This window comes from Pseudomonas sp. NY15181, from assembly GCF_048068055.1.
Lineage (GTDB): Bacteria > Pseudomonadota > Gammaproteobacteria > Pseudomonadales > Pseudomonadaceae > Pseudomonas.
In genome coordinates this window covers 986,018-1,010,745 of sequence record NZ_JBLUPT010000001.1, presented here as the reverse complement: position 1 = coordinate 1,010,745, position 24,728 = coordinate 986,018, and the positions used below count along the sequence as shown (strand labels likewise).

Genomic DNA, 24,728 nt, shown 5'->3' with positions numbered 1-24,728 from the left:
ACCTCGGAAGCCATGAGCCGTTATCGCCCTCCCCGCCCCGCCGGTACCCCGCTGATCACCCCCGAAGGCGAAGCGCGCCTGCGCGCCGAGCTGCACGAACTGTGGAACGTGCGCCGCCCCCAGGTCACCCAGTCGGTGAGTGAAGCGGCAGCCCAGGGCGACCGCTCGGAAAACGCCGAGTACACCTACGGCAAGAAGATGCTGCGCGAGATCGACAGCCGCGTGCGCTTCCTGCGCAAGCGCCTGGAAAACTGCAAGGTGGTGAGCGAGCGCCCGGCCGACCCGAACAAGGTGTACTTCGGCGCCTGGGTCACCCTGGAGGATGAAGACGGCGAGCAGGCGCGCTATCGCATCGTCGGCCCGGACGAACTCGACCTGCGCAACAACCACATCAGCATCGACTCGCCGCTCGCCCGCGCCCTGGTGGGCAAGCAGCTGGATGCCGAGGTGATGGTGCGCAGCCCGGCTGGCGAGAAGATGTGGTTCGTGATCGAGATCGAGTATCCCTGATCCGTCATCGGCACAGCCCTGTAGGAGCGAGCTTGCTCGCGAACGGAGTCACCGGCAGCGCCAAAGCCGAGGCAGGTTCGCGAGCAAGCTCGCTCCTACAGAATGAGCTCAGAGCGGCTGCGGACGCCGGGTGATCAGCCCCTGCCGGGCGACGCGGGTCAGCTCGCGAACGGTAGACTCCAGCTGCTCGGCGCCCGGTGCCTGGACCACGGCGAAGTCGAAGCTGTCGGAGGGGAAACGGGCGATGTCGGCGACGGTTTCGGCGAACTGGATCAGGAAGGTGCGCGAGCCGTTCCAGCGCTTGGGCCAGCCATCAAGGTAACGGACGAGGGTGGGCTGGTGATTGCCGCCCAGGAGAATCTTCGGGTTGCGGCGCACCAGGCCGGTGGTGATCGGGGCCAGGCGCACATGCGGGTTGGGACAGGTCATGGTGTCACGTCTCCGCCTCAAGGGTCCTGCTGGACGCGGCGAGAGGCACACCGAACCAGCGCTTTAGCGGTATTTCGATGCCGGCATTGCCGCATCCGCGCCCCGCAAGTTGCTACTTAAATCGGCGCTGAGCGGCATCCTAGATAAGCCCCGGCGATACTGTCAAGGCGACTTCAGTCGAGGAATCCCACGATGACCACACCCCCGCTGCGGCTGTTCTTCGCCCTGCCCTGTCCACCGGAGCTGGCGGCGGCGATCTGCGCCTGGCGCGACGGCCTGCACCTGGATGGCCAGAGCGTTGCACAAGCCAACCTGCACCTGACCCTTGCCTTCCTCGGCGCCACTCCCCGTGGTCGCAAGGCGGAACTGCTGGCCATCGGCGCGAGCCTGCCACGCCGCGCCTTCACCCTGCAGTTGGACCACCTGGCACGCTGGAAGAACGGCATCCTGCACCTGGCGCCGAGCGAGGTGCCCAGCGAACTCCACGAGCTGGTGCAGGCCCTGCGCGAAGCATTGCAGGCCCATGCCTTCGAAATCGAGCAACGCCCCTTCCACCCGCACCTCACCCTGGCGCGTCACGCCCACAGCCTGCCCACCGCACAGCCGTTCTTCGAGCTGCCGGCCCGTGCCATCACCCTGTACAGCTCGGAAAACAGTCCGGCCGGCGTGCGTTATCGCCCGCTCGGCGAATGGCCGCTAGACCACGCCTGACTGCGCGTAGTCGAGGAAGCGACGCAGCCCGGCCGTGGGAAACTTGTCGATGTGCAGCGCGCAGAAGAAGGTGCGGCGCAAGGGGCCCAGCGGGTTGTCCAGCCGTACCAGCTCTCCCCGCGCCAATTCCGCCTGCACCACGCGCTGCGACAGGCAGCCGATCCCCACGCCGCGACCGACCAGATGCTTGATCGCCTCGGCATTGCTGATTTCCAGGGGAGCGTTGACGCTGCCCAGGCGCGGCAGTACCTGCTGCTCAAAGGTTACGCGGGTGCCCGACCCCGCCTCGCGCAGCACCCAGCGCGCCGCCGCCAGGTCTTCGAGGGTGACCTGGCGGGCCAGCGCCAGCGGATGACCCGGCGCGACCACCAGCAACAACTCATCGTCGGCCCAGGGCGTGAGCTGGATCTGCGGATGCTGGATCGGCGCCTCGATGAACGCGACATCCAGGCGAAACTCGGCCAGCGCCTCGATCACATCGCGGCTGTTGGCCACCTGCAATTGCAGGCGGCTGTCCGGCAGCTCGGCGAGAAATCCCGCCATCACCTGCGGCAGCAGATAGCCGCCAATGCTGCGGCTCGCCCCCAGGCTCAGCTGTACCGGCGCGGACTCGAACAGCTTCTCCAGTTCCTCACCCTGGGCCAGCAGCGCACTGGCCTTCGGGTAGAAGGCACGGCCGTTGTTGTTCAGCGCCAGGCGCTTGCCACTGCGGTCGAACAATCGCGTTCCCAGTGCGCGCTCCAACTCCTGCAATGCCTGGCTCGCCGCCGACTGCGAAAGCGCGATGCGCGCGGCCGCCTGGGTGACGTTGCCCAGTTCGGCGATGGCGGTGAAGGTCGCCAACTGGCGAAGGGTGATGCGAGGGCCCATATCGATAAAACCGGTCAACTCAATAAGAACAATCCGTTTTTACACTAAGCATGGGCGCGGCACCATGGTTTCACCTTACACAAGGAGCCATTCATGAACGCCCTACGCCGCCTGCCCTACTACCTGCCCGGCGCCCTGCTCTGCCTCGCCATCACCTTCGGCTCGCGCGAGCTGATGGAAATTCCCGCACTGCAACACCTGGGCCTCGGCAGCCTGACCCTGGCCATCCTGATCGGCCTGCTGGCGGGCAACCTCGGGCTGGCCCGCTTCGGCGGCATCCGTCCCGGCGTGGACCTGTCCCGCCAGCAACTGCTGCGCCTGGGCGTGGTGCTCTACGGCTTGCGCCTGACCTTCCAGGACATCGCCGCCCTCGGCCCCGCCGCCCTGGTCATCGACGTGCTGATGGTCGCCAGCACCCTGGGCATGGCCTGGTGGATCGGCGAACGCTGGCTGAAGCTGCCGCGCGAAAGTGCTCTGCTGATCGGCGCCGGCAGCGCCATCTGTGGTGCCGCGGCGGTCATGGCGAGCAGTCCGGTACTCAAGGCGCGCGCCGAGCACACCGCCGTTGCCGTGGCCACCGTAGTGCTGTTCGGCACCCTGGCGATGCTGCTTCACCCGTTGATCTACGCGGCCCTGCCGAACCTGTTCGGCAGCGAGCAGGCGTTCGGCGTGTTCACCGGCTCGACCATCCATGAAGTCGCCCAGGTGGTCGCCGCCGGCCGCGCCATGGACCCGGCCGCCGCTGATGCCGCGCTGATCAGCAAGATGCTGCGGGTCCTGCTGCTGGCCCCGGCGCTGCTGATCCTCGGCCGCGTCGGCTGCGCGGAAGCCGCCGAACCGGGCCAGCGTCGCAAGCTGCACATCCCCGGCTTCGCCGTGGGCTTCCTGCTGGTCACCGGGCTGCGTTCGCTGGGCTGGGTGCCGGAAAGCTGGCTGGCGCCGCTGCAGCAACTGGACGACGTGATGCTGGGCATGGCCATGGCCGCCCTGGGCCTGGCCACCCGCCTGGGCGACCTGCGCAAGGAAGGGCCGAAGCCGCTGCTGCTGGGCGCCGGGCTGTTCGTCTTCCTGCTGGTCGGCGGCGGCCTGATCAATGGCGGCGTGCAGTACCTGTTCCACTGATCCGGCAGGCAAATGAAAAGGGCGGACACCTGATGGTGTCCGCCCTTTTTCGTTACCGCTTCGGCGATCAGCTGGACAACTTGCGATCCAGGGAGAACGGGCCGGCGCCACTGATCAGCAGCGCGACGCTGATCATGATCAGGGTGAAGGCGTATTCGAAGCCGTTCCCCTGAATGAAGAAACCGTTGGCCAGGTGCACGCTGAACACGGCGACCAGCATGGCAACGATCAGCGGGATGCTCGCCAGGCGCACCAGCAGGCCCAGCACCAGCGCCAGACCACCGAAGAACTCCGCGCTGCCGGCCAGGGTGGCCATCAGGTAGCCCGGGGTCACGCCGATGGATTCCAGCCACCCCGCCATGCCCTGCAGGCCCGGACCGCCGAAGGCGCCGAAGAGCTTCTGCGAACCGTGAGCCATGAAAGTCAGGCCGGTGGTGATGCGCAGGACGGCAAGGCCAGCGCCAGCATTGGTGGACATGATGGATTTGATCAGCGAGCTCATGGTGATTCCTTGTGTAGAGGAGAGTGGGCCGCAACCGTGGTTGCTTGGGGATCAATATAGCCAATTATTCCGATATAAAAAGCGCAAAATTACACTGATAACTATCGAATTAATTAATTACTTCTTGATCGCTGCCACGCTCTCTCGTAGCTCCAGGCCATCACGCTCACGCTGATATGCAAGATAGTACTTGTTGATGCTGCTGACATAGTTCACTACGCCTATGCCTAGCTGCTCGGCCGCCACTCGCTCGACCTGGAAGAACCATTGATTGGGGTTGAGCCCCTGGCGCTTGGCTTCCGCGCGCAGACTCTGGACCCGCTCGGGGCCGGCGTTGTAGGCCGCCAGCACGAAGGCCATGCGATCGCGCTCGCTGATCCGCGGGCTGGAGAAGAAACGCTTGCGCAGCATCGCCATGTAGCGGCTGGCGGCCTGCACGTTGTTCTCCTTCTGGTGCACGGTATCCACGCCCACGGCGCGCGCCGCCGCCGGGGTGATCTGCATCAGGCCGGTGGCGCCACCGGAACCGCGCGCGCTGGCATCGAGGTTGGACTCCTTGAATGCCACCGCCGCCAGCGCCAGCCAGTCGACCTTGTTCTGTTCGCCGTAACGCTGCAAGGTCGGACGCACCGCCTCCAGACGCTTGCGATCGGGCGCCACCAGCGGATTGCGCACCTGGTAGGCGCGGCGGTAGAGGCGCTGGAAGGCGCTGTCCTGGTCCGCCGGCGGGCGATAGGCCTTGAGGAAGCCGTTTACGCTGGCGCGCAGCATCGGCGCATCGCGGCGCACGTACCAGGTCATGCTCTCGGTGTTGTCCAGCACCAGGTGGCGATCGATGCGCAGCTTGGTGAAGACCTTGGCCCAACGCTCGGCGATGGGCTGCTCGACCACGGTGTAATTGAAGATGCCGGCCTGGACCATCTCCAGCACGTCTTCCACGGCCAGCGTGGAGTCGGTCCACTCCAGCACCATCGGCGCCATCCGCTTTTGTGCCAGGCGCTCGTTGACCCGCTGGATGGCGTCGCCTGCCGCACTGCCGGCCGGCAGGGTAACGGTGCGACCGGCAAGCTGCTCCAGGCGGATGAGCTTGCGGTTGCCCTGCTTGGTCACCAGCACCAGCGGTACGTCTTCCTTCCACGGCAGGCTGGCGCTGACATTCTGCCCATCGCGGGCCAGCAGGACTTCCCCGGGCGCGACCAGATCGCCCTCGCCGCGCTGCAGGGCGCCGAGCAGTTGATCCTTGGCCTTGGGAATGAATTTGATGGTGAGCGGCTTGCGGCCCGGGGCGCTGTCGTTGAGATACTGCTCGAAGGCCCGTAGGCGACGGTACTCGACGCCGATGGGCTCGCCCTTGATTTCGCCGAAGCTGTTGCGGCTCTGGTTGACCAGAACGCGGAGAGTGCCGCCGGAACGGATGGAGGCCAGGTCACGGCTATCGCTGCTTTCCTGCTCCCAGTTTTCCGGCTGGGCCGTCAGGCGCGCGGCCGCCGGCAGTGGCGTCAGGGCCACGAGGCACAGCAGTAGCAGCAACAGTCGGGTCATCCAGCTCTCCGGGGGCTCGCACTCGGCGAAGGGCCGATTAGAGTGCGGTTTCGGCCGGTAGTTCCCGGCCGCCAAGGGCGCGCAAGACTCTCACAGGAGGGACTCAGTACCAACCCGAAACTTCCGACAAATCTCCGGAAAAGTCCTCAACCTGCTGTTTTTTGAAGAATTTTCGTCTGGAAAGCGGCGTTTGCTATGCTCCGATTCCGGACAAAAGGAACCAAAATGCAACTGATCGACATCGGCGTCAACCTCACTCACCCAAGCTTTGCCGCGGAACGTGAAGCGGTACTCGCTCGTGCCATCGAGGCCGGCGTCGTGCAGATGGTGCTCACCGGCACGAGCCTGGACGACAGCGAACAGGCCCTGGAACTGTGCCGGCAACTGGACGAAAACCAGCGTCTTTACTGCACCGCCGGTGTCCATCCGCACGAGGCCAGCCACTGGGACAGCGGTAGCGCCAAGGTACTTCGCGGCCTGTTGCAGGAAGACCGGGTACGCGCCGTCGGCGAGTGCGGGCTGGACTTCAACCGCGACTTTTCGCCGCGCCCGCAGCAGGAGAAGGCCTTCGAGGAGCAGCTTGCCCTGGCGGTGGAGTTGCAGCGTCCGGTGTTCATCCACGAGCGCGACGCCGCCGAACGCCTGCTGGCGATCCTCAAGGACTTCCGCGACCCGTTGCCCGCCGCCGTGGTGCACTGCTTCACCGGCGAGCGCCGGGCGCTCTACGGCTACCTCGACCTGGACCTGCACATTGGTATCACCGGCTGGATCTGCGACGAGCGCCGCGGCACCCACCTGCAGGAACTGGTGAAGGAGATTCCCGCCGGCCGCCTGATGCTGGAAAGCGACGCGCCCTACCTGCTGCCGCGCACGCTGCGGCCCAAGCCCAAGCACGGCCACAACGAGCCGGCCTACCTGCCGGAGGTGCTGGCCTGCGTGGCGCAGCATCGCGGCGAAAGCCCAGAGCAGGTCGCCGCCCACAGCACCGATTGCGCACGGCGTTTCTTCAACCTTCCCCAGGTGTGAAGCCGCTCTCAAGATTACCGTCCATCGGCCGTTAACCCGGGTGTGGAAGGCGGCTTGATCCTCATCAATGGCCAGCCTTCATCCTTTTCATGACAATGGCGGCGCTTTGCCACCATTCGACCGACAAGAAGACAACCATGGCCGCCTGGATCCGCGACATTTCCCTCAAGTACAAATTCTGGGCCGTAAATGCGGTCGCCTTCGTCACCACCCTGCTGCTGGTGCTGTTCGCCATGCACCAGGAACTCGACGCCCGCAACCAGCAGGCGCGCCAGGGCGCCGAATCGCAGGCCCAGTTGCTCAAGAGCTGGCCGGCGGGCACGCTGCTGCCGTCTTCCTCCAGCCTCGTCAGCTTTGCCGCCGGCAGTGCGCCGCAGATCGCCGGCGTCGACGGCTCCGCCCTTTCCCGCGCCAGCGGCTGGGTCGACCTGCAGGGTGCCCAGAGCCGTGCCGGCGCACTGGCCGGCGCCTACGTGCAGGACATCGGCAATGGCCAGCGGGTTGCCGTCCTGGCGCCGGGCGCCGGCTTCTGGAACGTCTTCGAGGATCGCGCCCTGCCCTACGCCGGCGCCGTGATGATTCTGATGCTCGCGCTGCTGGCCGCCTCGCAGTTGCTGATCCGCTTCATCCTCACCCACCTGCTGACCCTGCGCGACGTGATGCTGCACGTGGAAAAGAGCGGCGACCTGTCCGCACGGGTGCCGCTGGAAAGCCGCGACGAGGTCGGGCAGATGGCCACCGCCTTCAATGCCATGCAGGGCGGCTACCAGCGCGTGGTCGGCACCGTCGCCCAAGCCGCCGGGCGTCTCGACGAAGGCGCGCGCAGCCTCGCCAGCACCATGGGCCAGGTGCGCCAGGGCATGCTCGGCCAGCAGAGCGAGACCGACCAGGCCGCCACCGCCATCAACGAGATGTCCACCACCGTCCACCACATCGCCCAGCACGCCGCCGACACCCGCGACCAATCGCAGGAAGCCGATCGCCTGGCGGGCAACGGCCAGCAAGTGGTCGGCCGGGTCGGCCAATCCATCGCCGGACTGTCCCAGGGCGTACAGCAGACCGCCGAGATGATCCAGCAGCTGGCCCAGGACAGCCACAAGATCAGCAGCGTGGTCAGCGTGATCCACGGCATCGCCGAGCAGACCAACCTGCTCGCCCTCAACGCGGCCATCGAAGCGGCCCGCGCCGGGGAAATGGGCCGAGGCTTCGCCGTGGTGGCCGATGAAGTGCGCAACCTGGCCAAGCGCGTGCAGGACTCCACCGACGAGATCACCCAGATGATCAATGCACTGCAGTCCGGCACCCGCGACGCCGTGGAATTCATGCAGGAAAGCTCGATCAAGGCCGACGGCTGCGTCGAGGAAGCCCGCGAAGCCGGGGAAGCCCTGGCCGCCATCGCCGCCGCCGTGGCGCAGATGCGCGAGAGCAACACGCAGATCGCCGTGGCCGCCGAGCAGCAGAGCCAGGTTGCCGAGGAAATGACCCGTTCGGTGGTGGGCATCCGCGACGTCACCGAACTCACCGTGCAGCAGACCGTGGACTCGGCCGGCACCAGCCACCAGTTGGCCGACCTCGCCGGCGAGCTCAGCCGCGCGATCCGCCAGCTGCGCCTGTAACCCCTATCAGACGCATAGCCAGCGACGATTGGCTGCCCTTTCCAGCCAGGACCTAGACTTCTGACAGATGCCCGCCGCCCGCGGCGGGCCTGTTTCGCACAGGAGTTCGTCCATGGCCAAACGTCATCCCAACCTGCTCGCCTGGCAATGGCGGGGCTACGCCGCCAACCACCGCAACGCCACCAACCTGGCGCTGCACATCCTCGCCGTACCGCTGTTCATCCTCGCCGCCGTGATCCTGGTCAGCGCTCTGCTGCGACTGCACCTGAGCGGTGTCGCCCTGGGCGTGATCGGGATCATCGCCTCGCTGGCGATCCAGGGGCGCGGCCACAAGCTGGAAGAGCAGCCACCGGAACCCTTCGCGGACCGTCAGGACGCCATCGGCCGGTTGCTCGCCGAACAGTTCATTACCTTCCCCCGCTTCGTGCTCAGCGGCGCCTGGTGGCGCGCCTGGAAAAATCGCAGGCGCTGACCAGGGAGCGGCATTTCGGCCATTCAAGTCATGGGGGTATTCGTCGATATAATCGTCGAAATTACGTCATGAGCGGTCGAAATGTCGGTTTTTCGTCATTTTATTGGCTTTTTAGCCTGCCTGTTTATTGGCAGCCAGGTGGCGGCGAGCCCGTCCGTCTCCCTGCCTGCCGAACGCAACGTCCTCACGCTGGAGGTCGCCGGCCGCCCCGAGACCACCCGGCGCCTGTCCCTGTCGGCGCTGGAGCGGCTCCCGCAGCGGACCTATGCCGCCATGCTCCCCGAGGAAGAGCGCATCTCCCACTGGCAGGGCGTCCCGCTCAGCCAGCTGTTCGCGGACGCCCAACTGGGCCAAGCGAAACGCCTGCGCGTCGATGCCCTGAATGACTACTCCGCACTGATCCCGCTGAGTGACCTGAGTGCCCATCAGCCGATCCTCGCCTATCGCCGCGATGACCGTTACATCGGCATCAGCGAGCGCGGCCCCTTGTTCATCATCTATCCGCTGGTGAACCATCCGGAGCTGCGCACCCAGGTCTATTTCAACCGAACCGTCTGGCAGGTCAGCCGCATTACCCTGGAGTGATCGCCTTGCCCCCTCAGCCTCCCGGGCGTCGCTGGCGCCGCCTGACCTTCACCGTCCTCTGCAGCCTGATCGCAGCCCTCACCCTGGGGGCCTGTGCCGCCCTGCTGCTGGTCAACCAGCACGCCCACCAGCTGGCGCATCCCGACGCCCATAGCGAGCTGTGGCAGGCCTACCAGCTGCGCGCCGAACTGGAGCGCTCGCTGGACACCGCCCAGGCCGTACTGGACGGCCGCACGGACAGCGACGCCCTCGCCACCCGCATCGAAGTCCAGATCAGCCTGCTGGCGCCGTTGCGCACGACCCGGGTGTTCAGTCACCTAACCGAGCCACGTCCGGAAATTGGCGAAACCCTCGGGCGGCTCGACCGGCTCAGCGCCGACTGGGCCAGGCGCGCGCCCTGGGGGCAACCCGCAGCGGCGCGGGCGATCGCGCAGGAGATGCTGAGCCAGCTGCCTGCGCTGCTCAAACCCACCCACGAGCTCATCGTCGCCACCCACATCGCCCTGACCAACCAACTCGACGAAGAACGCCAGGACCTGCAACACGCCTTCACCCTGCTCGCCTGGGTACTCGCTGGCCTGGGCCTGTGCTGCGTGCTGCTGACCCGGCAGGTCATCGCCAACTCCAGGCGCAAGCAGCGGCTCACACAGCGCCTCAACGATCTCAACCAGTCCCTGGAAAAACGCGTGGAGCAACGCACCCGGGAGCTGAGCGAACGCAAGTCGCTGCTGCGCTACATCCTCGACACCAGTCCCAGCGACGTGGCGCTGCTCAACGACCATGACGGCCACGCCCATTACGTCAGCCCGGGCCTGCTGCAACGCACCGGCACGGACGACGAGAGCTTCACCCTCTCCCGCCTGTTCGACGACACCGACGAAGAAAGCCGCTTCCGCCTGGCGCTGGACGAGTTCGGCCAGCTCAATGGCTGGGAAACCCGGCTGGCCGGTAACCCGCCTTACTGGGCGGTTGTCTGGGCACGGCGACTGGACCTCGACGGGCAGCCCGCCTCACTGGTCTGGAGCTTCGACATACAGCAGCGCAAGGCGCTGGAACAGGAGCTGCGCCTGCTCGCCAGCACCGACCCGCTGACCGGCCTGCAGAACCGCCACGCCTTCGTCAAACGCGGCGTCACCCTGCTCAAGAGCGCAGAGCGCTATGGGCGCCAGTGCTCGGCGCTGATGCTCGATATCGATCACTTCAAGCGCATCAACGACACCCATGGCCATGGGTTCGGCGACACGGTGCTCAAGGCGGTAGCCAGGGAGCTGAGTCACGGCCTGCGCGAAATCGACCTGCTCGGCCGGCTGGGCGGCGAGGAATTCGCCGCGATCCTCCCGGAGACCGCTCCGCAGCAGGCGCTGCAGGTCGCCGAACGGCTGCGTAACGCCGTGCAGGCGCTGTCCTTCACCACTGAAGACGGCAGCCACCTGCGTCTGACGATGAGCATCGGCGTGGCGGAATGCCTGCCCGGCGAAGTGCGCCTGGAGGACCTGCTGGCCCGCGCCGACCGCGCCCTCTACCGGGCCAAGGACGGCGGCCGCAATCGCACGGAGCTGGCGTCGAGCTAGCCGAAAATGGTCGCCGTCTGCCGGCTGATCGCCAGCAGGCGACCGTCGGTCGCCCAGCAGTGGGCGGCAATGTGGCCGTAGCCGTCGCGCGCGTGCTCGATGGTCGCCCGGTACTGGCACCAGCTATCGACGGGCATTTCCGGCTGCGGCTGGATGAACTCGACGGTCCAGGTCAGCGAACTGGACGGCGCCGGACTCTTGAGGTGCGGCAGCGTCGCCGGCGGCCAGGCGTCGATCAGTGCCAGCAGGTGCGACACTTCCAGCGACGCATCCGCCGCACCGTCGCCGCGAAAACGCATCCAGCCACCCATTTCGACCTCGCGACTGGAAGAGAATGGCATGTGTCCCCGCGCCCAGCGCATCGCGATGTGCTGGGTGAACGCCGGCATCAGCTTGCGAATGAACGGCAGCTCCTGGCAGTGCTCGGGCTCCCGGAAGTCCGGCGCCGGAAGATTCTCCACCTCGACGCTGGAGCTGCGCGATTCGCCGAAGCTGCCCTGCACCAGCGCCACCACCTGGCCGTTCTGCACCGCGCGGCAGAACACCTGACTCACCGACTTGCCCTCGCGCAACGCCTCGGCCTCGAAGCTCACTGGGGTTTCCACCTCGACAGGACCGACGAAGGTGATCGCCAGCGAGCGAACCGGTCGGCCCGCCTGGGTCACCGCCCGCATCGCCTCGTAAGCCGCCGCGGCCACCAGCCCGCCGAAGCTCGCCCGCCCCTGCGCCCAGCTCGTCGGGATGACCACGGAACGCGGCGCAGCGCGCACCGCCTGAAGCATTTCGGTGAAAGTCATGGATCGCTTCCATTCGTAGGATTCGGCAGCGATCTTAGGCCGACAGGCGGCGTGGGAACACCATCCAAAGCGTTGTTCGCTCCGGAAAAAATGGCGTGCCATCAACGCCCTCTATGGTGTCAGCCGAGCGCCTTCTGCAGCGCGTCCAGGCTCTCGTCGGCGTCGCGCTCGGCGAGATCGTGGCGGGCATTCCAGTGCGGTTGCAGCGGCATCAGGTCCAGCTCCCGCTCGCTTCGGATCAGCCACTGCTCATAGTCGTGCCATTCGCCCAGGGCCGTCTGCGCGTCCTTCAGCGGAACGAGCAGGCGCTGCGGCACCGCCGACTCCTCCGGATAGGCTTCCAGCGAATAGCGCACCCGCTTGATCAGCAGGCGCAGGCGGTGACGGTCGTGAGCCGGGTCCTTCAGCGCCAGGCGCAGCTTCTGCCATTCCTTGCCCAGGCGTTTGCGCACCTTGTCGTGCAAGCCCTCCAGCACACCATGGCGCTGCGCGGTGCGCCACAACTGCGGCCAGCCATCCAGGCGCATCAGCAGGCGGTCCCACTGTGGGCTGGCGAGCAACGCGATGTAACCCGAGAGCAAGGCCGGACGGCGCAGGGCCGCCGCCTGTCCGTAGCCCTCGGCCTCCAGCACCGGCAACAGCACCTCCATGTCGCGCAACGGTCCGCTCAGCCGGCCCACCTCGCCCAGCGACTCCTCCAGCTCATCGATGCCCGGCATCCCGCGCACTGCATGCAGCAGGCTGCGCAACCGGCGCACGGCGATGCGCAGATCGTGCAGGGCTTCGGGATCGGAACCGGCGCTCAGGCGGGCGGAGGCGGAAAACAGCGCGACCTCCTGCTCGATCAGATGGGTTACCAGATAGTCGCTGAAGGAGGACACGGCACACTCCGTACAGTGGGATGAGTTATCAGGTTAGTTGGCATGCCGCCGCCAGCAAGTGACCAGCGTCATGCCTCATCGATGTCGCCGCCAGCGCCACGGCAACTCCCGCCGCAGCCGTGCCAGATGCGCGCGCAGCAGCGCGGGGTCGACGGTGGCGCCGCCATAGCGCTGCGCTTCGAACGCTTCGCTGTAGGCGCGAATCGTCTCGGCCTGCTCCGGCAGCGCGAGCATGGCGCGCCCGCTGAAATCGCGGTGCCCCTCCCCCGCATCGCGGCGCAACCCATGCGGCGTGAGCATCTGTTCGAAGCGCTCGAAGCTGCGCAGCTGGACATCCCGCTGGCGCTGCCAGGGCTTGAACAACCCCAGCGCCAGGGCCGCGAGCAACAGCGCTCCGCCACCGACCGTGACCAGCGCCAGCCAGGGACTGTCGGGCGCGCCGAACCAGCGGCGAAGCAGATCGCCCTGCTGCTCGCCCTGGTAACCCAGCACCCAACGCTGCCAGCCATAGTTGATCTGGTCCCAGCTCAGGCGCAGGCCGTTGAGCAGACTGAGCCCCCGGTAACGCAGCGGCGAGAACGGATCGCCGGCGAGGAAGCTGCCCTCGCGGCTCATTGCCTGCTCCAGCCCCAGCTCGATGCGCTCGGGCGATACCGCCCCGGTGGGGTCGACCCGTGTCCAGCCGCTGCCCGCCTGCCAGTACTCCACCCAGGCATGGGCATCGAACTGGTGCACCAGCAGGTAGCTGCCGGCGGGGTTCAATTCGCCACCCTGGTAGCCCGTCACCACCCGCGCGGGAATCCCCGCCGCGCGCAGGACGAAGGTCATGGCACCGGCGTAGTGCTCGCAGAAGCCGGCGCGGGTCTCGAAGAGGAAGCCATCGATACGCTCCGGCCCGGTCGCCGGCGGCTTTAGGGTGTACGCGAAGGGCTGTTCGCGGAACTCCCGCAGCATCGCCTGCGCCAGTTCGCGGGGTTGCGGGTAGCGCTCGCGCAGCTCGCGCGCCCAGGCCCGTGCGCGCGGATTGCCGCCGGCCGGCAGGCCCAGGTTTAGGCGCAGGGCACGGCGGTTGTCGTTGGGCTCGAGCAGTGCGCCGGGCCACGACATGGTGTTGTAGAGCAAGCTCTGACGCACCGGGGATCGACGTTCGAGGCGGAAGTCACTCATCAACTGGGCGTCGCTCGCCCCGTTCTCCGCCACGTCGAGCACGAACAGCCACGGATGGTCGCTCGGCTCCATGACCACCTGATACTCCAGCGCCACGCCCTGCCGCTGCCACTGCGGCGCCGGCGCATCGCGACGCTGGCCAGCCTGGGTCCAACGCTGGCCGTCGAAGTTCTCCAGGGTCAGCGCGCGCCAATAGAGTTGCGAGCGCGGCGGCGGCTCGCCCTTGAAGCTGACGCGGAAGGCCAGTTCGGGAGACTGGCTGAGCTCCACCATGTCCCCGGGCATCATCGAGTCGCTCAGGCCGGTAGTGGCCTTGCCGCCCGGCATTGGCAGCGACCACAGTGGCCCCAGGCGCGGGAACAGCATGAACAGCAGGAGCATCAGCGGCAGCGCCTGCAGCAGCAGGCCACCCGCCAGGCGCAGGGTCGACCCGGGACGGGCGGCGAAGTTGCTCTGCTGCAGGCCGATCAGCGCCGCCAGCAGCGCGGTCACCGGCAGCAGGCTGAAGGCGGCAGCGAGGATGTCGTCCTGGAACAGGTAGCTGGTCACCACCGCGAAGAACCCCAGCAGGATCAGCACCCAGGCATCGCGGCGGGTCTTGAGCTCCACCAGCTTGATGATGAAGGCGGCGATCAGCAGCACCACGCCGGCGTCCAGGCCAATCAGCGAGCCGCGCGAGAACCACACACCGAGCCCGGCGGCGCCGACCAGCGCCAACTTGGCCAGGCCGCTGGGATAGTTGGCACGCATACGAAACACCTGGACGCGCCAGAACGCGCAGCCCAGCCAGAGGCCGACGACCCACAGCGGCAGGTGCTCCAGGTGCGGGATGATCACTACCGCCTGGGCCACCAGCAGCCAGGTCAGCGCGACCCGCGGAATGGGCTGCTCCGCGTTCATGGGCGCTCCCCGAACAGCGCGAGGGCTCGCAGGCAGGCCTCGCGATGAGCCTCACCAGTGGCCACCGGCAGTTGCACGCCCGGCAGGCGCAAGCCGAAGGGTTGCTGGCGCAACGACAGTTGCAGCACCCAGTAGCACAGCCGCGAAAGGCGGCCCTCGATGTCACCGCCAAGCAGCGTGAAGTCCAGCCACAGATTGCGTCCGGCCAGCGCGGAGAAGTCCTTCACTAGCAGCCCCTGGCCACGGGAGTAGGCCTTCCAGTGCAGGCGCCGGCGCGAGTCGCCGGGCTGGTAGGGGCGCAGCCCCTGGAAATCATCGACGCCCTGGCCGCAGGACCGCACGCCCTCCTCCTCGTCAGCTGCCGCGCCACCCTCCAGTGGCAGGTCGCTGGCGAGCGGGTGCGGATACACCAGGCCCGCCTGGTCCAGGTCGAGCCAGCTCCAGGCCACCAGCAGGCCGAGCGGGAAACGGCTCTCTACCCGCAGTCTGCCGGGGCGCAGCCAGCCGCGCCGTTGCGCCGACACATCCAGCCGCAGTTCCTCGGCGCCCTCGGCCGGCACATCGGCGAAGTGCAGCTGCTCCGCCATCCAGCCGATGGCGATGGCCTGGCGCGCGCGCCCTTCCGCATCCAGCCGCACACGGAAGCCCACCTGCTCGCCGACGAACACCGGCATCGCGCCCAGCGCGGTCAGGCGCAGGCCGCCCAGGTTCCGGTAGGTGTGCAGGATGGCGACGATGAACAGCGACAGCAGCAGGAAGGTCAGCCCGTACGCCAGGCTGTTCTGGTAGTTGATCGCCGTCAGCAGCATCAGCGTCAGCGCAACGCCAAACGCCGCGCCCTGGCGGGTGGGAATGATGAAGATGCGGCGCTGGTTGAGTTGCAGCGACGGCGACGGCGGAATCCGCCGGGCGATCCAGCTCTGCCACAGCGGCCTGACCTTGACCAGCATGGCGGGCCCTCAGAGTGCCGGCACTTCGCGCAGCAGCCACTGCACCAGCGCGCCGCCACCGTGCCCGGTGGGGTCGGCCTGGTCACGCAGCCGGTGGCCGGCCACCGACGGCAGCACCGCCTGCACGTCCTCGGGAATCGCATAATCGCGGCCGGCGAGCAGCGCCCAGGCGCGCGCGGCGGCGAGCAGCCCCAGGCTGCCGCGCGGCGACAGCCCGAGGGCGAACGCCGGCTGGCTACGGGTGGCCTCGACCAGGCGCAGCACGTAATCCACCAGCGCATCGCTGGCGCGGACCGCCAGCACCTCGCCCTGCAGCGCCAGCAGCTCCTTGGGATCGAGCATGGGCTCCAGGCGCGGCAGCAGGTCGCGGCGCGCCTCGCCCAGCAGCAGCGCCTTCTCCGCCGCGCGGCCGGGGTAGCCCAGCGACAGGCGCATGAGGAAGCGGTCCAACTGGGACTCCGGGAGCGCGAAGGTGCCGCCCTGGGTCACCGGGTTCTGTGTGGCGATGACGAAGAAGGGATCGGGCAGCGGACGGGTCGCGCCCTCGATGGTCACCTGGCCCTCCTCCATCGCTTCGAGCAAGGCGCTCTGGCTCTTGGGCGTGGCACGGTTGATCTCGTCGGCCAGCACCAGCTCGGCGAAGATCGGCCCCGGATGGAAGACGAACTGCCCGGTCTCCCGGTCGAACACCGAGGTTCCCAGCACGTCGCCGGGCAACAGGTCGGAGGTGAACTGGATGCGCTGGAAACTCAGCCCCAGTACCCGTGCCAGGGCATGGCTCAAGGTGGTCTTGCCCATGCCGGGCAGGTCTTCGATGAGCAGGTGGCCACGGGCCAACAGGCAGGTCAGCGCCAGCCGGACCTGAATCTCCTTGCCGAGCAGAACTTCATCCACTGCCTTCAGGCAATTCTCCAGCTTGGCGCGCATCCTGACCTCTCGCTCTAGGAAAACTCCGATCCTACTGGCCCCGCGCCAGCCGTCATAGGTCCGCACGCATTTCGTCCGCATTCCTGTGAAGCAGCGCGTGCTTCCACTGACCCTAGCGTCCCAGCAGCCGCTCTACCAGCCAACTGGCCGCAGGCCCGGTCGGACGCTGCCGCGACCAGATCACGTCCACGGCCACCCGGCGCGGCCAGCCGGCGACCTTCAGCTCGTGCATACGCCCGCCGGCGAAACGTCCCACCATCCAGCTGGGCAATTCGATCCAGCCAAAGCCCAGCACGGCCATGTCCAGCAACAGCAGGTAGTTCGGCGCGCTCCAGCAACGGCCGCCCAGCAGCGGCGCGGCGTCATCCAGGTAGGTGTTCAAGCGCAACGCCCGGTACGCCAGCAGATCCTCCCGCTCCACCCGTTCGCGGCTGGCCAGCGGATGGTCGCGGCTGACGAACAGGCCGAACTCGGCCTGTTCGCTCAGGGTCGCCGAGCCGATGTCCGGCGGATATTCCCGCTGCGCCGCCAGCAGGCCCAGGCTGGCGCGGCCCTGGACGACCAGGTCGAGCACGTCACCGTGCTCGGCGATCAGCCATTCGAACTCCAGATCCGGGTAGCGCGCGTCGATCTCCGCCAACCGCGCTTCGAACTGCGACGAGGAGTAGGTATCGGACATGGCCAGCGTCACCCGTGACTCCAGGCCGCCGGCGAGCTGCTGGGCGAGCTGGCCGAGACGATCATTGGCCATCAACACCTCTTCCACCCGCCCGAGCAGCGCGTGGCCGGCCTCGGTCAGTTGCGGCTGGCGGGTGCTGCGGTCGAACAGCGGCAGGCCCAGGTCAATCTCCAGGCGGGCGATGGCTTCGCTGACGGTGGACTGGCTCTTGCCCAGCTTGCGCGCGGCGGCGCTGAAGGAGCCGAGGCAGGCAGCCTCGGCGAAGGCTTGCAGGGATTCGGGGGAATATTGCATGGGATGCGCCCTCTTCCATCGGTTTAGCCGATGGTATCCAACTTATATCCAGCCGGTCGACCGATGATAATGGCGCCGGACCGACGGAGTCGGCCCGCAACTGTTATCTGGAGAATCCCATGAGCCCGAACAAAACCCTTAAAGAGCGGCTGTTCCATGCCGTGCTTTTCGAACTGCTGGCGGTCGCCATCTGCGCACCGATCCTGGCCTGGCTGATGGATCGCCCCCTGAGCCACATGGGCGCCATGACCCTGATGTTCTCGGCCATCGCCACCCTGTGGAACATGCTGTTCAACGCCGGTTTCGACCGCGCGCAGAACCGCATGGGCTTCACCCGCACCCTGCCGGTGCGCGTGCTGCACGCCTCGCTGTTCGAACTGGGGCTGATCTTCCTGCTGGTGCCGCTGGCCGCCTGGTGGCTGTCGGTGAGCCTGCTGGAGGCCTTCATCCTGGATATCGGCCTGATCCTGTTCTTCCTGCCCTACGCCATCGTCTTCAACTGGGTATACGACGTGGTGCGCGAGCGCTGGGTAGGCCGGGCGCAGATGGCGCAGGCCAACGGCTGACCCCTCGTAGGGCGTACAACCGTTCGCGGTTGTACGCCGATACAGCGGGATCGTCAGCTGGCGTACTGATTGGGCCCGAAGCGCAGGGTGACGACTGTTCTGGTTGAAGTTCGTGCGGCCGGAAACCAAGGTCAAACGGCGTATAACGTCGAACGTTATACGCCCTACGCCCCTGACACCTTTGCATCCGGCATGTAAAGCGTTCGCGAGCAAGCCCGCTCCCACGAAAAGCAAAAAGCCCGCATTGCGCGGGCTTTTTCGTGTCTGGCGACTTTACGGAGAAGGCACTCAGGCCAGGCTGGCGACGATATCCCGCAGGGCCTTGCCCGGATCGGCGGCCTGGCTGATCGGGCGGCCGATCACCAGGTAGTCCGAACCGTTGTCCAGCGCCTGGCGCGGGGTAAGGATGCGGCGCTGGTCGTCCTGGGCGCTGCCGGCCGGGCGGATGCCGGGGGTGACCAGTTGCAGGGCCGGGTGCGCGGCTTTCAGGGCCGGCGCTTCCTGGGCGGAGCAGACCAGGCCATCCATGCCGGCTTTCTCAGCCAAGGCAGCCAGGCGCAGCACCTGCTCCTGAGGCTCGACGTCCAGGCCGATACCGGCCAGGTCCTCGCGCTCCATGCTGGTCAGCACGGTCACACCGATCAGCAGCGGTTTCGGGCCGTTGAAGGCTTCAAGGGTTTCGCGGCAGGCGCTCATCATGCGCAGGCCACCGGAGCAGTGCACGTTGACCATCCACACGCCCATCTCGGCGGCGGCGCGCACGGCCATCGCAGTGGTGTTGGGGATGTCGTGGAACTTCAGGTCGAGGAAAACTTCGAAGCCGCGGCTATTGAGCGTCTCGACGATACCGGCGGCGCAGCTGGTGAACAGCTCCTTGCCCACCTTCACCCGGCACAGCTTCGGGTCGAGCTGGTCAGCCAGCGCCAGCGCGGCTTCGCGGGTGGGGAAATCCAGGGCGACGATGATCGGGGACTGGCAGGCGGACATGGGCTCTCTCGGAGGTTGCGAAAAAATCGGCGCGTATTGTCGCAGAAACGCGCCGACTTCCGTAGCCCGCCCGGCAGGATTGCTCCGGATCTCAGAACCTGTTTACGATCTCGCGAGCTAGAGCAGAACAAGGCGCAACGACCAACGGGAGTAACAGCCGCAGGCTGGCCCGAAGGGCGAGCGCCAGCGAGTCAAACAGGCGAGGACGCGGAGTTTACGAGCTGTAAATGAGCAGTCCTCGCCTGTTTTTAACGCAGTTATGCCGACGCGCAGCAGATCGTAAACAGGTTCTCAGGCGCTCAGGCGTTCGCGCAGGCGGCCGAGCATCCCCAGCAGGCTGCCGACCTTCTCCCGCTCGCGCTCCTCGCGTGGCGCCTCGGCGATGCGCGCGACCCTGGGTTCGGGCTGCGCGCGCCACAGCAGCGCCTGCTCGGCGGCGGCCTTCAGGCCCTTCTCGAACAGACCGCGACGGATCGGCTTGGGCAGATAACGGAAGATCTGCGCCTGGTTGATCAGCGCCAGCAGCTCCTGGGTATCGCGGAACGGCGTGACCACGATGCTCAGCAGGCGCGGGTGGGCCTGGGCCAGGGATTTGAGCAGCGGCGCGGTATCCTCGCCGGCCAGCTTGAGGTCGCTGACCAGCAGGTCGATCGGCTCGCTGTTCAGCCGCAGGATCGCCTCGGCCAGGTTGCGCGCGCGGTGCAGGCGATGGTTGCCGGCACTGCAGAAGTCGCCGACGCAGGCCAGGGTTTCCGGATCGTCGTCCAGCAGCAGCACGTTGAACGGCGCGGCCAGCCGGCTGATTACCTGTGGATCGGCCACCGCCGGCGCCTGGCGCTGGGCGATCTCCGCCGCCTGGCGCAGGGTGAAGGCCATTTCCTGCGGGTCCCAGGGTTTGGTCAGGTAGCGGAAGATACCGCCACTGTTGAGCGCATCCACCGCCGCATCCAGATCGGAATAGCCGGTGAGGAGAATGCGCAGGGTGTCCGGGACGATCTCCCGGGCCTGGGCCAGCAGCTCGGCACCGGTCATCTGCGGCATGCGCTGGTCGCTGACCAGGATGTCCACCCGCTCCTCGCGCAGACGCTGCAGCGCCTTGTGCGGGTCGGTCTCGGTCAGCACCTCGTAATGGCGGCGGAACTGCATCGCGAGACTGCGCAGGATGCGCTCCTCATCGTCGACGAAGAGGATGCGGACAGGCTGCTGGCTCATGTTCAGGCGCTCCGTTTCAGTTCGCTGGCCTGCGTAAGCGGCAGGCTGATGAGGAATCGCGTGCCGCGCCCCGGCTCGGACGCCACGCGGATGCGGCCACCATGGTCCTGGACGATCTTGTAGCTGATCGACAGGCCCAGGCCCGTGCCCTGCCCCACTGGCTTGGTGGTGAAGAAGGGATCGAAGATGCGTGCGCGCACCTCCTCGCTCATGCCCTTGCCGTTGTCCTGAACCGAGAGGTGCACATGTGTATCGTCCGCCCAGGATTTCACCTGGATCAGGCCGAACCGCTCCATGGCCTGTGCGGCGTTGGTCAGCAGGTTGAGCAGGACCTGGTTGATCTGGCTCGGCGCGCAGGCGACCTTCGGCAACGCGCCCAGCTGGGTCGCCACCTCGGCCTTTTCCTTGATGCTGTTGCGGGCGATCAGCAGCGCACTGCGCACGCAGTCGTTGAGGTCGACTTCCTCGCTGCGGGCGCGGTCCAGGCGGGCGAAGTCCTTCAGCCCACCGACAAGCTCGCCGATCTGCGCCAGGCCGAAGTCGGTGTCGCCGAACAGTTGGTCGAGATCGCCCACCAACTGCTCCAGCGCAGCTTCCTCGCGGGCCTGCTCGAAGAGCCGGCGGGCGCGGGCAAGGTTCTCGGGAGCGCAGGCGGGATCGTCCAGGCACTCGTTGAGCAACGTCTGCGCCTCGGTCAGGCCGAGCAGCGGAACCAGCAGTTCGCGCAGCAGGGCGACGTTGTTCTTCACATACCCCAGCGGCGTGTTCAGCTCGTGGGCGATGCCGGCGACCATCTGGCCAAGGGAGGCCATCTTCTCCGACTGCACCAGTTGTGCCTGGGACTCGCGCAGGTCGTGCAGGGTCTTGTGCAGCACCCGGTTACGCTGGGCAACGCGTTGCTCCATGGCCTTGAGCAGGTCGAGCACGGTGCCAAGGCCAAGGTAGCGCCCCTGCTCGTCCACCAGAACGAAGTCTTCGGTGATGGGGTAGCTCAGTTGGGCGGTGACCTGTTGCGCCGCCTCTTCCAGGCTGAGGTCGGCGCGGACCTTCAAGGGCTCGGGGTTCATCACGTCGCGGGCCGGGCGGCGGCCCCAGAGGTCGCGGCCGAAGCGCTGCATGAAGATGTCCTGCAGGCCGTAGCGGCTGACCAGCCCCTGCGGCATGCCGGCGGCGTCCACCACCGGCAGCGAGAGGAAGGCGCGGTGCTCGGCCGCGAGGAAGCGGTCGGCAACGTCGCTGATGCTCAGCTCCGGAGCCAATGGCGCTACCTGGCGCAGCAGTTCATGCAGGGCGCGGGTGGTCATCGGCGGGTCTCCGGTCGCTGGAATGGGCAGCAGTAGAGCAGCGGCAGATTGCCATCCTGTGACAGCCGTCTCGGCCAACCCAATTTTCATCACGGCTTCATTGCGGCGTAACAATGGGCCTTGGGCTGCGTCTACCGTCTGGAGGGATGACCGCGATGGGAGCCAATGCGATGCCGATCCTGCTCGCCAGCCTGGCGCTGGCATTGCTCATGGGGTTCGCCATCCAGCGCGGCGGCACCTGCCTGGTCGCCGCCATCGAGGAAGCCGTGCAACATCGGCGCTGGACCCGCTTCGCCGCCCTGCTGGAGGCGACGCTGTGGGTCATGGCCGGACTGATCGCCTTGCGCGCGCTCGGCCTTCTGCCAATGGTCCCCATGGGGTTCAGCCTGCACTGGGGAGCCGTCACGGGCGGCCTGCTGCTCGGCGTGGGCGCGCTGGTCAACGGCGGTTGCGTTTTCGGCACCGTCGCCCGGCTCGGCTCCGGCCAGTGGGCCTGGCTGGGCACGCCGCTGGGCTTCCTCGGCGGCTGCTTCCTCGCCCACTACTGGGGGACAACGGCGACGGCCATGCCCATGGCCCTGCCCACCTGGCTGCAGGACCTGCCTCCCGCCCTGCCTGCGCTGGTACTGCTGCCACTGGCGGTGCGCGGCGGCTGGATACTCCACGGCGCATGGCGCACGAGAGCCGCTCCGCAGTCCGCGCACCTGGCGACGCTGGTCATCGCGCTGTGCTTCCTCGGGCTGTTCTGTGTGGTGGGCGCCTGGACCTACACCGATGTCCTCGGCGAACTGGCCACTGGGCGCTTCATGCACCTAGGCCTCCGCGGCCTGCTGCTCCCCGCGCTGTTCGCCGGCGCCTTGCTCGGCGGCTGGACCTCCGGAAGCTGGCAGCATCGCTGTCCACGCGCCGCGGACCTTGCCCGCTGCCTGGCCGGGGGCGCCTTGATGGGCACCGGCGCCAGCCTGGTACCCGGCGGCAACGACAGCCTGATCCTGTTCGGCATGCCACTGCTCTGGCCGAACGCCTGGCTGGCCTTCACCAGCATGTGCCTGAGCATCGTGCTCGCGCTCCGGCTGACGAACTGGCTGAAATGAGCCCCTGCGGCCTGCGCAACCGCCCCGCGCCTGACAACCCCACCCCGCCAGCGTATCGTTAAGGTCTACAACCACTGTCGGAGACGGAACCATGCCCTGGTATGCCTGGTTGATCATGGCCCTCGCCCTGGGCTCGATTGTCGGGGCGCTGATGATGCTGCGCGATACGGCGAAGAAGCTTCCGCTCACCGAGGAACAGCTGCGCCGCATCCACGAACGCAACGCCGAAATGGATGCCAAGGACGCCGAAGACAAGCGTTGAAATCGCTGCAAGTGGCTGACTGGCCAGCCAAAAACCGACGCCAAAGATGGCCAGCAGTAGGGGAAATTGCCTAGACTGAGCCTCCTGGATGGAGGAAAGAATGCTCAGGAAGCTCCTGCCGCTGGCGCCCGTCGTGTTGTTGCTCTGCGGATTCGCGCTGGGTTATGTCCAACCGGTGGGGTTGCTGATCGGCGCCGTCTACGTCGCCTGGACACTCTACGGCGAGCACTTCATGCCACGCCTGCTGTGGTGGCTGCCCTGCCTGGTGATCAGTGTCGCGCTGGCCGCGCACCTGTTGCCCGGCACCATTTCCTGGACGCTCTGGCCCGTGCGCCAACTCAGTCCCGATGCCCCCGTCTATGCCCTGCGCCTGTCCTGGGACAAGGCCCTGGTGGGCGTCACCCTGCTCGCCTGGTGGCTGCGCCGTACGCCGGTGCCGGAGGAAAAGCGCTCACCGGATTTCGCCGCAATCGCCATCGTCACCACCCTCTTCGCCGTGCCCCTGGTGGCCGTGGCCGGCGGGCTGGTGGTGTGGAATCCGAAATGGCCGCCGGGCTTCTGGCTATGGATGCTGGTCAACGTCTGCGTGATCTCGCTCACCGAAGAAGCATTCTTCCGCGGCCTGCTGCAGAGCGAACTGGTACGGCGCTTCGGCGCCCCGTTCGGCGTGGCCGCGTCGAGCATTCTCTTCGGCCTGGTGCACTGGCCGATCAACCCGTTGTTCGCGGTGGTCGCGGGTATCGCGGGGCTCGGTTACGGCCTCGCCTTTCACTTCAGCGGCCGCCTGCTGGTGGCGGTGCTGCTGCATGCGGCGGTGAACAGCCTGCACCTGCTGCTGTTCAGTTATCCGTTGCGGATCATCTGATCCCGCACTGCGGGCTATCCCTGTAGAAGAGCCTTGCGTCGAGCGCCAGAAATTACTCGCGCATCACCAGCAACAACGCCTGCTCCGCCAGCTCATCCAGCGTCAGGCTGCCGTCGGGACGGAACCAGGTGATGGACCAGGACAGCGCCCCGGTGAGGAAGCGCCGCAGGATGAACGGATCGCCCTGGGTGTAGCCCGCCACACGCGCCTCTTGCAGCACTTCCAGCCACATCTGCTCATAGATGTCGCGCAGGCTGAGGATGTAGGCCTGGCCGTCTTCCGACAGCGAGCGCCACTCGTAGACCAGCACCGCCATCGCCTCGCCGGTGCCGCCGGTGATCGACTGCAGCTCACAGCGGATCAGCGCCAGCAGCCGCTCGCGCAGGGTGGTGGCGTCGGCCAGGGCGGCGCGCATCAGCGCGGTGTTGTAGAGGATGGCTTCCTCCATCACCGAGCGCAGGATTTCGTCCTTGCTCTTGAAGTGATGGAAGATGCTGCCGGACTGGATACCCACCGCACTGGCCAGGTCACGCACCGTGGTGCGCTCGTAGCCCTTGCTGCGGAACAGGTGCGCGGCGGTCTGCACCAGCTTGCCACGGGCGCTCTCCGGGTCGGTGATCTGCCCGGTCCCGACCAGCTCCAGCATCACTTCGCGGGCTTTGCGGTCATCCACGCTGTCTCTCTCCCCATCCGGCTCATCTGTTCGCGGCGAATCATCGAAACGCCCTGCAAGTGCTTGTGTTGTTTGACGAAATGTAAGCCCGCGCAACCCAACCAAGCAAGCGCTTGGCCATCCAATGGCTGGGCTGCTGGTGACAAGAGACGTCGAATCGGCCCTTTTCAACCAAGCGCTTGCTTGGTAATGTCATTCCATCACCCAACGTCAC

At 67.0% G+C, this 24,728-nt stretch carries 26 protein-coding genes; 12 read left to right on the top strand and 14 right to left on the bottom strand.

Features of this window, described 5'->3' with window-relative positions; all coding sequences use genetic code 11:
- The first annotated feature begins 12 nt into the window (after positions 1 to 12).
- Positions 13 to 510, top strand: a complete 498-nt coding sequence (gene greB, locus ACNFBT_RS04650) for a transcription elongation factor GreB (RefSeq protein ID WP_416746863.1) — start codon at positions 13 to 15, stop codon at positions 508 to 510.
- Positions 511 to 618: 108 nt separating this feature from the next.
- Here the strand turns inward: greB and ACNFBT_RS04645 are convergent, their stop codons facing one another.
- On the bottom strand, positions 619 to 939 hold the full coding sequence (locus tag ACNFBT_RS04645; protein WP_416746861.1) for a hypothetical protein: 321 nt from the start codon (positions 937 to 939) through the stop codon (positions 619 to 621).
- 192 nt (positions 940 to 1,131) lie between these two features.
- On the opposite strand from ACNFBT_RS04645, the gene thpR reads away from it, so the two are divergent.
- Positions 1,132 to 1,650 carry an RNA 2',3'-cyclic phosphodiesterase gene (thpR, locus tag ACNFBT_RS04640; RefSeq protein WP_416746859.1) on the top strand — a complete coding sequence of 173 codons (519 nt, stop codon included), beginning with the start codon at positions 1,132 to 1,134 and terminating at the stop codon, positions 1,648 to 1,650.
- On the opposite strand, the gene ACNFBT_RS04635 is transcribed toward thpR, so the two are convergent.
- Positions 1,636 to 2,520 (bottom strand): LysR family transcriptional regulator, encoded by an 885-nt coding sequence (locus tag ACNFBT_RS04635; RefSeq protein WP_416746857.1) that lies wholly within the window; start codon positions 2,518 to 2,520, stop codon positions 1,636 to 1,638. The two genes, thpR and ACNFBT_RS04635, sit on opposite strands and share 15 nt — an antisense overlap.
- Positions 2,521 to 2,613: 93 nt before the next feature.
- On the opposite strand from ACNFBT_RS04635, the gene ACNFBT_RS04630 reads away from it, so the two are divergent.
- Positions 2,614 to 3,642 (top strand): YeiH family protein, encoded by a 1,029-nt coding sequence (locus tag ACNFBT_RS04630; RefSeq protein ID WP_416746855.1) that lies wholly within the window; start codon positions 2,614 to 2,616, stop codon positions 3,640 to 3,642.
- A gap of 67 nt (positions 3,643 to 3,709) precedes the next feature.
- On the opposite strand, the gene ACNFBT_RS04625 is transcribed toward ACNFBT_RS04630, so the two are convergent.
- Together ACNFBT_RS04625 and ACNFBT_RS04620 are read right to left on the bottom strand one after the other, a co-directional pair.
- Positions 3,710 to 4,144 (bottom strand): DoxX family protein, encoded by a 435-nt coding sequence (locus ACNFBT_RS04625; protein ID WP_416746853.1) that lies wholly within the window; start codon positions 4,142 to 4,144, stop codon positions 3,710 to 3,712.
- Positions 4,145 to 4,261: 117 nt separating this feature from the next.
- The gene (locus tag ACNFBT_RS04620) at positions 4,262 to 5,686 is read right to left on the bottom strand and encodes a transglycosylase SLT domain-containing protein (protein WP_416746851.1); all 1,425 of its coding nucleotides are present in this window, start codon (positions 5,684 to 5,686) and stop codon (positions 4,262 to 4,264) included.
- Positions 5,687 to 5,911: 225 nt separating this feature from the next.
- Here ACNFBT_RS04620 and ACNFBT_RS04615 point away from each other — a divergent pair, with 225 nt between their 5' ends.
- The 5 genes from ACNFBT_RS04615 (at position 5,912) to ACNFBT_RS04595 (ending at position 10,956) form a co-directional block, all read left to right on the top strand.
- Positions 5,912 to 6,712 carry a TatD family hydrolase gene (locus ACNFBT_RS04615; RefSeq protein ID WP_416746849.1) on the top strand — a complete coding sequence of 267 codons (801 nt, stop codon included), beginning with the start codon at positions 5,912 to 5,914 and terminating at the stop codon, positions 6,710 to 6,712.
- Positions 6,713 to 6,849: 137 nt separating this feature from the next.
- Positions 6,850 to 8,328: a methyl-accepting chemotaxis protein gene (locus ACNFBT_RS04610; protein ID WP_416746847.1), complete on the top strand. Its 1,479-nt coding sequence runs from the start codon at positions 6,850 to 6,852 to the stop codon at positions 8,326 to 8,328.
- 112 nt (positions 8,329 to 8,440) lie between these two features.
- Positions 8,441 to 8,800 carry an Mpo1-like protein gene (locus ACNFBT_RS04605; RefSeq protein WP_416746845.1) on the top strand — a complete coding sequence of 120 codons (360 nt, stop codon included), beginning with the start codon at positions 8,441 to 8,443 and terminating at the stop codon, positions 8,798 to 8,800.
- Positions 8,801 to 8,881: 81 nt separating this feature from the next.
- Positions 8,882 to 9,385: a molybdopterin-dependent oxidoreductase gene (locus tag ACNFBT_RS04600; protein WP_416746844.1), complete on the top strand. Its 504-nt coding sequence runs from the start codon at positions 8,882 to 8,884 to the stop codon at positions 9,383 to 9,385.
- Positions 9,385 to 10,956, top strand: a complete 1,572-nt coding sequence (locus ACNFBT_RS04595) for a GGDEF domain-containing protein (RefSeq protein WP_416747205.1) — start codon at positions 9,385 to 9,387, stop codon at positions 10,954 to 10,956. Before ACNFBT_RS04600 ends, ACNFBT_RS04595 begins: the two co-directional genes overlap by 1 nt.
- Here ACNFBT_RS04595 and ACNFBT_RS04590 read toward each other — a convergent pair.
- The 6 genes from ACNFBT_RS04590 to ACNFBT_RS04565 form a co-directional block, all read right to left on the bottom strand.
- Positions 10,953 to 11,753: an acyl-CoA thioesterase gene (locus ACNFBT_RS04590; RefSeq protein ID WP_416746842.1), complete on the bottom strand. Its 801-nt coding sequence runs from the start codon at positions 11,751 to 11,753 to the stop codon at positions 10,953 to 10,955. The two genes, ACNFBT_RS04595 and ACNFBT_RS04590, sit on opposite strands and share 4 nt — an antisense overlap.
- A gap of 119 nt (positions 11,754 to 11,872) precedes the next feature.
- Complete coding sequence (locus ACNFBT_RS04585; protein WP_416746840.1) at positions 11,873 to 12,634, bottom strand: CHAD domain-containing protein; 762 nt, start codon at positions 12,632 to 12,634, stop codon at positions 11,873 to 11,875.
- Between the two features lie 75 nt (positions 12,635 to 12,709).
- Positions 12,710 to 14,701 (bottom strand): transglutaminase TgpA family protein, encoded by a 1,992-nt coding sequence (locus tag ACNFBT_RS04580; RefSeq protein WP_416746838.1) that lies wholly within the window; start codon positions 14,699 to 14,701, stop codon positions 12,710 to 12,712.
- On the bottom strand, positions 14,698 to 15,651 hold the full coding sequence (locus ACNFBT_RS04575; protein WP_416746836.1) for a DUF58 domain-containing protein: 954 nt from the start codon (positions 15,649 to 15,651) through the stop codon (positions 14,698 to 14,700). Before ACNFBT_RS04575 ends, ACNFBT_RS04580 begins: the two co-directional genes overlap by 4 nt.
- Positions 15,652 to 15,660: 9 nt before the next feature.
- Entirely contained in the window at positions 15,661 to 16,578 is a 918-nt protein-coding gene (locus tag ACNFBT_RS04570) for an AAA family ATPase (RefSeq protein WP_416746835.1), read from the bottom strand.
- A gap of 112 nt (positions 16,579 to 16,690) precedes the next feature.
- A complete protein-coding gene (locus ACNFBT_RS04565; RefSeq protein ID WP_416746833.1) occupies positions 16,691 to 17,551 on the bottom strand; it encodes a LysR family transcriptional regulator in 861 nt (286 codons plus the stop codon).
- 119 nt (positions 17,552 to 17,670) lie between these two features.
- On the opposite strand from ACNFBT_RS04565, the gene ACNFBT_RS04560 reads away from it, so the two are divergent.
- Positions 17,671 to 18,117, top strand: coding sequence for a multidrug/biocide efflux PACE transporter (locus tag ACNFBT_RS04560; protein ID WP_416746831.1), 447 nt, complete (start codon positions 17,671 to 17,673; stop codon positions 18,115 to 18,117).
- Between the two features lie 288 nt (positions 18,118 to 18,405).
- On the opposite strand, the gene pyrF is transcribed toward ACNFBT_RS04560, so the two are convergent.
- The 3 genes from pyrF to ACNFBT_RS04545 all read right to left on the bottom strand — a co-directional run bounded on the left by pyrF (position 18,406) and on the right by ACNFBT_RS04545 (position 21,620).
- Positions 18,406 to 19,104: an orotidine-5'-phosphate decarboxylase gene (pyrF, locus tag ACNFBT_RS04555; RefSeq protein WP_416746829.1), complete on the bottom strand. Its 699-nt coding sequence runs from the start codon at positions 19,102 to 19,104 to the stop codon at positions 18,406 to 18,408.
- 291 nt (positions 19,105 to 19,395) lie between these two features.
- Positions 19,396 to 20,316 carry a response regulator gene (locus ACNFBT_RS04550; RefSeq protein WP_416746827.1) on the bottom strand — a complete coding sequence of 307 codons (921 nt, stop codon included), beginning with the start codon at positions 20,314 to 20,316 and terminating at the stop codon, positions 19,396 to 19,398.
- A gap of 2 nt (positions 20,317 to 20,318) precedes the next feature.
- A complete protein-coding gene (locus ACNFBT_RS04545) occupies positions 20,319 to 21,620 on the bottom strand; it encodes a sensor histidine kinase (protein ID WP_416746825.1) in 1,302 nt (433 codons plus the stop codon).
- A 155-nt stretch (positions 21,621 to 21,775) separates the two neighbouring features.
- Here ACNFBT_RS04545 and ACNFBT_RS04540 point away from each other — a divergent pair, with 155 nt between their 5' ends.
- The 3 genes from ACNFBT_RS04540 (at position 21,776) to ACNFBT_RS04530 (ending at position 23,841) form a co-directional block, all read left to right on the top strand.
- Positions 21,776 to 22,714, top strand: a complete 939-nt coding sequence (locus tag ACNFBT_RS04540) for a YeeE/YedE thiosulfate transporter family protein (RefSeq protein WP_416746823.1) — start codon at positions 21,776 to 21,778, stop codon at positions 22,712 to 22,714.
- A gap of 91 nt (positions 22,715 to 22,805) precedes the next feature.
- Positions 22,806 to 22,976: a DUF2897 family protein gene (locus ACNFBT_RS04535; protein ID WP_416746821.1), complete on the top strand. Its 171-nt coding sequence runs from the start codon at positions 22,806 to 22,808 to the stop codon at positions 22,974 to 22,976.
- Between the two features lie 100 nt (positions 22,977 to 23,076).
- Entirely contained in the window at positions 23,077 to 23,841 is a 765-nt protein-coding gene (locus tag ACNFBT_RS04530) for a CPBP family intramembrane glutamic endopeptidase (RefSeq protein ID WP_416746819.1), read from the top strand.
- Between the two features lie 52 nt (positions 23,842 to 23,893).
- Here the strand turns inward: ACNFBT_RS04530 and ACNFBT_RS04525 are convergent, their stop codons facing one another.
- Complete coding sequence (locus tag ACNFBT_RS04525) at positions 23,894 to 24,514, bottom strand: TetR/AcrR family transcriptional regulator (protein WP_416746817.1); 621 nt, start codon at positions 24,512 to 24,514, stop codon at positions 23,894 to 23,896.
- Positions 24,515 to 24,728: the final 214 nt, after the last annotated feature.

Excerpts from the sequence above, each read along its gene's own strand:
- ACNFBT_RS04575 (WP_416746836.1), bottom strand. The coding sequence starts at position 15,651 with ATGCTGGTCAAGGTCAGGCCGCTGTGGCAGAGCTGGATCGCCCGGCGG.
- ACNFBT_RS04580 (WP_416746838.1), bottom strand. The coding sequence starts at position 14,701 with ATGAACGCGGAGCAGCCCATTCCGCGGGTCGCGCTGACCTGGCTGCTG.
- ACNFBT_RS04635 (WP_416746857.1), bottom strand. The coding sequence starts at position 2,520 with ATGGGCCCTCGCATCACCCTTCGCCAGTTGGCGACCTTCACCGCCATC.
- ACNFBT_RS04530 (WP_416746819.1), top strand. The coding sequence starts at position 23,077 with ATGCTCAGGAAGCTCCTGCCGCTGGCGCCCGTCGTGTTGTTGCTCTGC.
- thpR (WP_416746859.1), top strand. The coding sequence starts at position 1,132 with ATGACCACACCCCCGCTGCGGCTGTTCTTCGCCCTGCCCTGTCCACCG.
- greB (WP_416746863.1), top strand. The coding sequence starts at position 13 with ATGAGCCGTTATCGCCCTCCCCGCCCCGCCGGTACCCCGCTGATCACC.
- ACNFBT_RS04645 (WP_416746861.1), bottom strand. The coding sequence starts at position 939 with ATGACCTGTCCCAACCCGCATGTGCGCCTGGCCCCGATCACCACCGGC.
- ACNFBT_RS04565 (WP_416746833.1), bottom strand. The coding sequence starts at position 17,551 with ATGCAATATTCCCCCGAATCCCTGCAAGCCTTCGCCGAGGCTGCCTGC.
- ACNFBT_RS04560 (WP_416746831.1), top strand. The coding sequence starts at position 17,671 with ATGAGCCCGAACAAAACCCTTAAAGAGCGGCTGTTCCATGCCGTGCTT.
- ACNFBT_RS04570 (WP_416746835.1), bottom strand. The coding sequence starts at position 16,578 with ATGCGCGCCAAGCTGGAGAATTGCCTGAAGGCAGTGGATGAAGTTCTG.
- ACNFBT_RS04590 (WP_416746842.1), bottom strand. The coding sequence starts at position 11,753 with ATGACTTTCACCGAAATGCTTCAGGCGGTGCGCGCTGCGCCGCGTTCC.
- ACNFBT_RS04550 (WP_416746827.1), bottom strand. The coding sequence starts at position 20,316 with ATGAGCCAGCAGCCTGTCCGCATCCTCTTCGTCGACGATGAGGAGCGC.
- ACNFBT_RS04630 (WP_416746855.1), top strand. The coding sequence starts at position 2,614 with ATGAACGCCCTACGCCGCCTGCCCTACTACCTGCCCGGCGCCCTGCTC.
- ACNFBT_RS04540 (WP_416746823.1), top strand. The coding sequence starts at position 21,776 with ATGGGAGCCAATGCGATGCCGATCCTGCTCGCCAGCCTGGCGCTGGCA.
- ACNFBT_RS04600 (WP_416746844.1), top strand. The coding sequence starts at position 8,882 with ATGTCGGTTTTTCGTCATTTTATTGGCTTTTTAGCCTGCCTGTTTATT.
- ACNFBT_RS04605 (WP_416746845.1), top strand. The coding sequence starts at position 8,441 with ATGGCCAAACGTCATCCCAACCTGCTCGCCTGGCAATGGCGGGGCTAC.
- ACNFBT_RS04535 (WP_416746821.1), top strand. The coding sequence starts at position 22,806 with ATGCCCTGGTATGCCTGGTTGATCATGGCCCTCGCCCTGGGCTCGATT.
- pyrF (WP_416746829.1), bottom strand. The coding sequence starts at position 19,104 with ATGTCCGCCTGCCAGTCCCCGATCATCGTCGCCCTGGATTTCCCCACC.
- ACNFBT_RS04610 (WP_416746847.1), top strand. The coding sequence starts at position 6,850 with ATGGCCGCCTGGATCCGCGACATTTCCCTCAAGTACAAATTCTGGGCC.
- ACNFBT_RS04625 (WP_416746853.1), bottom strand. The coding sequence starts at position 4,144 with ATGAGCTCGCTGATCAAATCCATCATGTCCACCAATGCTGGCGCTGGC.
- ACNFBT_RS04620 (WP_416746851.1), bottom strand. The coding sequence starts at position 5,686 with ATGACCCGACTGTTGCTGCTACTGCTGTGCCTCGTGGCCCTGACGCCA.
- ACNFBT_RS04615 (WP_416746849.1), top strand. The coding sequence starts at position 5,912 with ATGCAACTGATCGACATCGGCGTCAACCTCACTCACCCAAGCTTTGCC.
- ACNFBT_RS04545 (WP_416746825.1), bottom strand. The coding sequence starts at position 21,620 with ATGACCACCCGCGCCCTGCATGAACTGCTGCGCCAGGTAGCGCCATTG.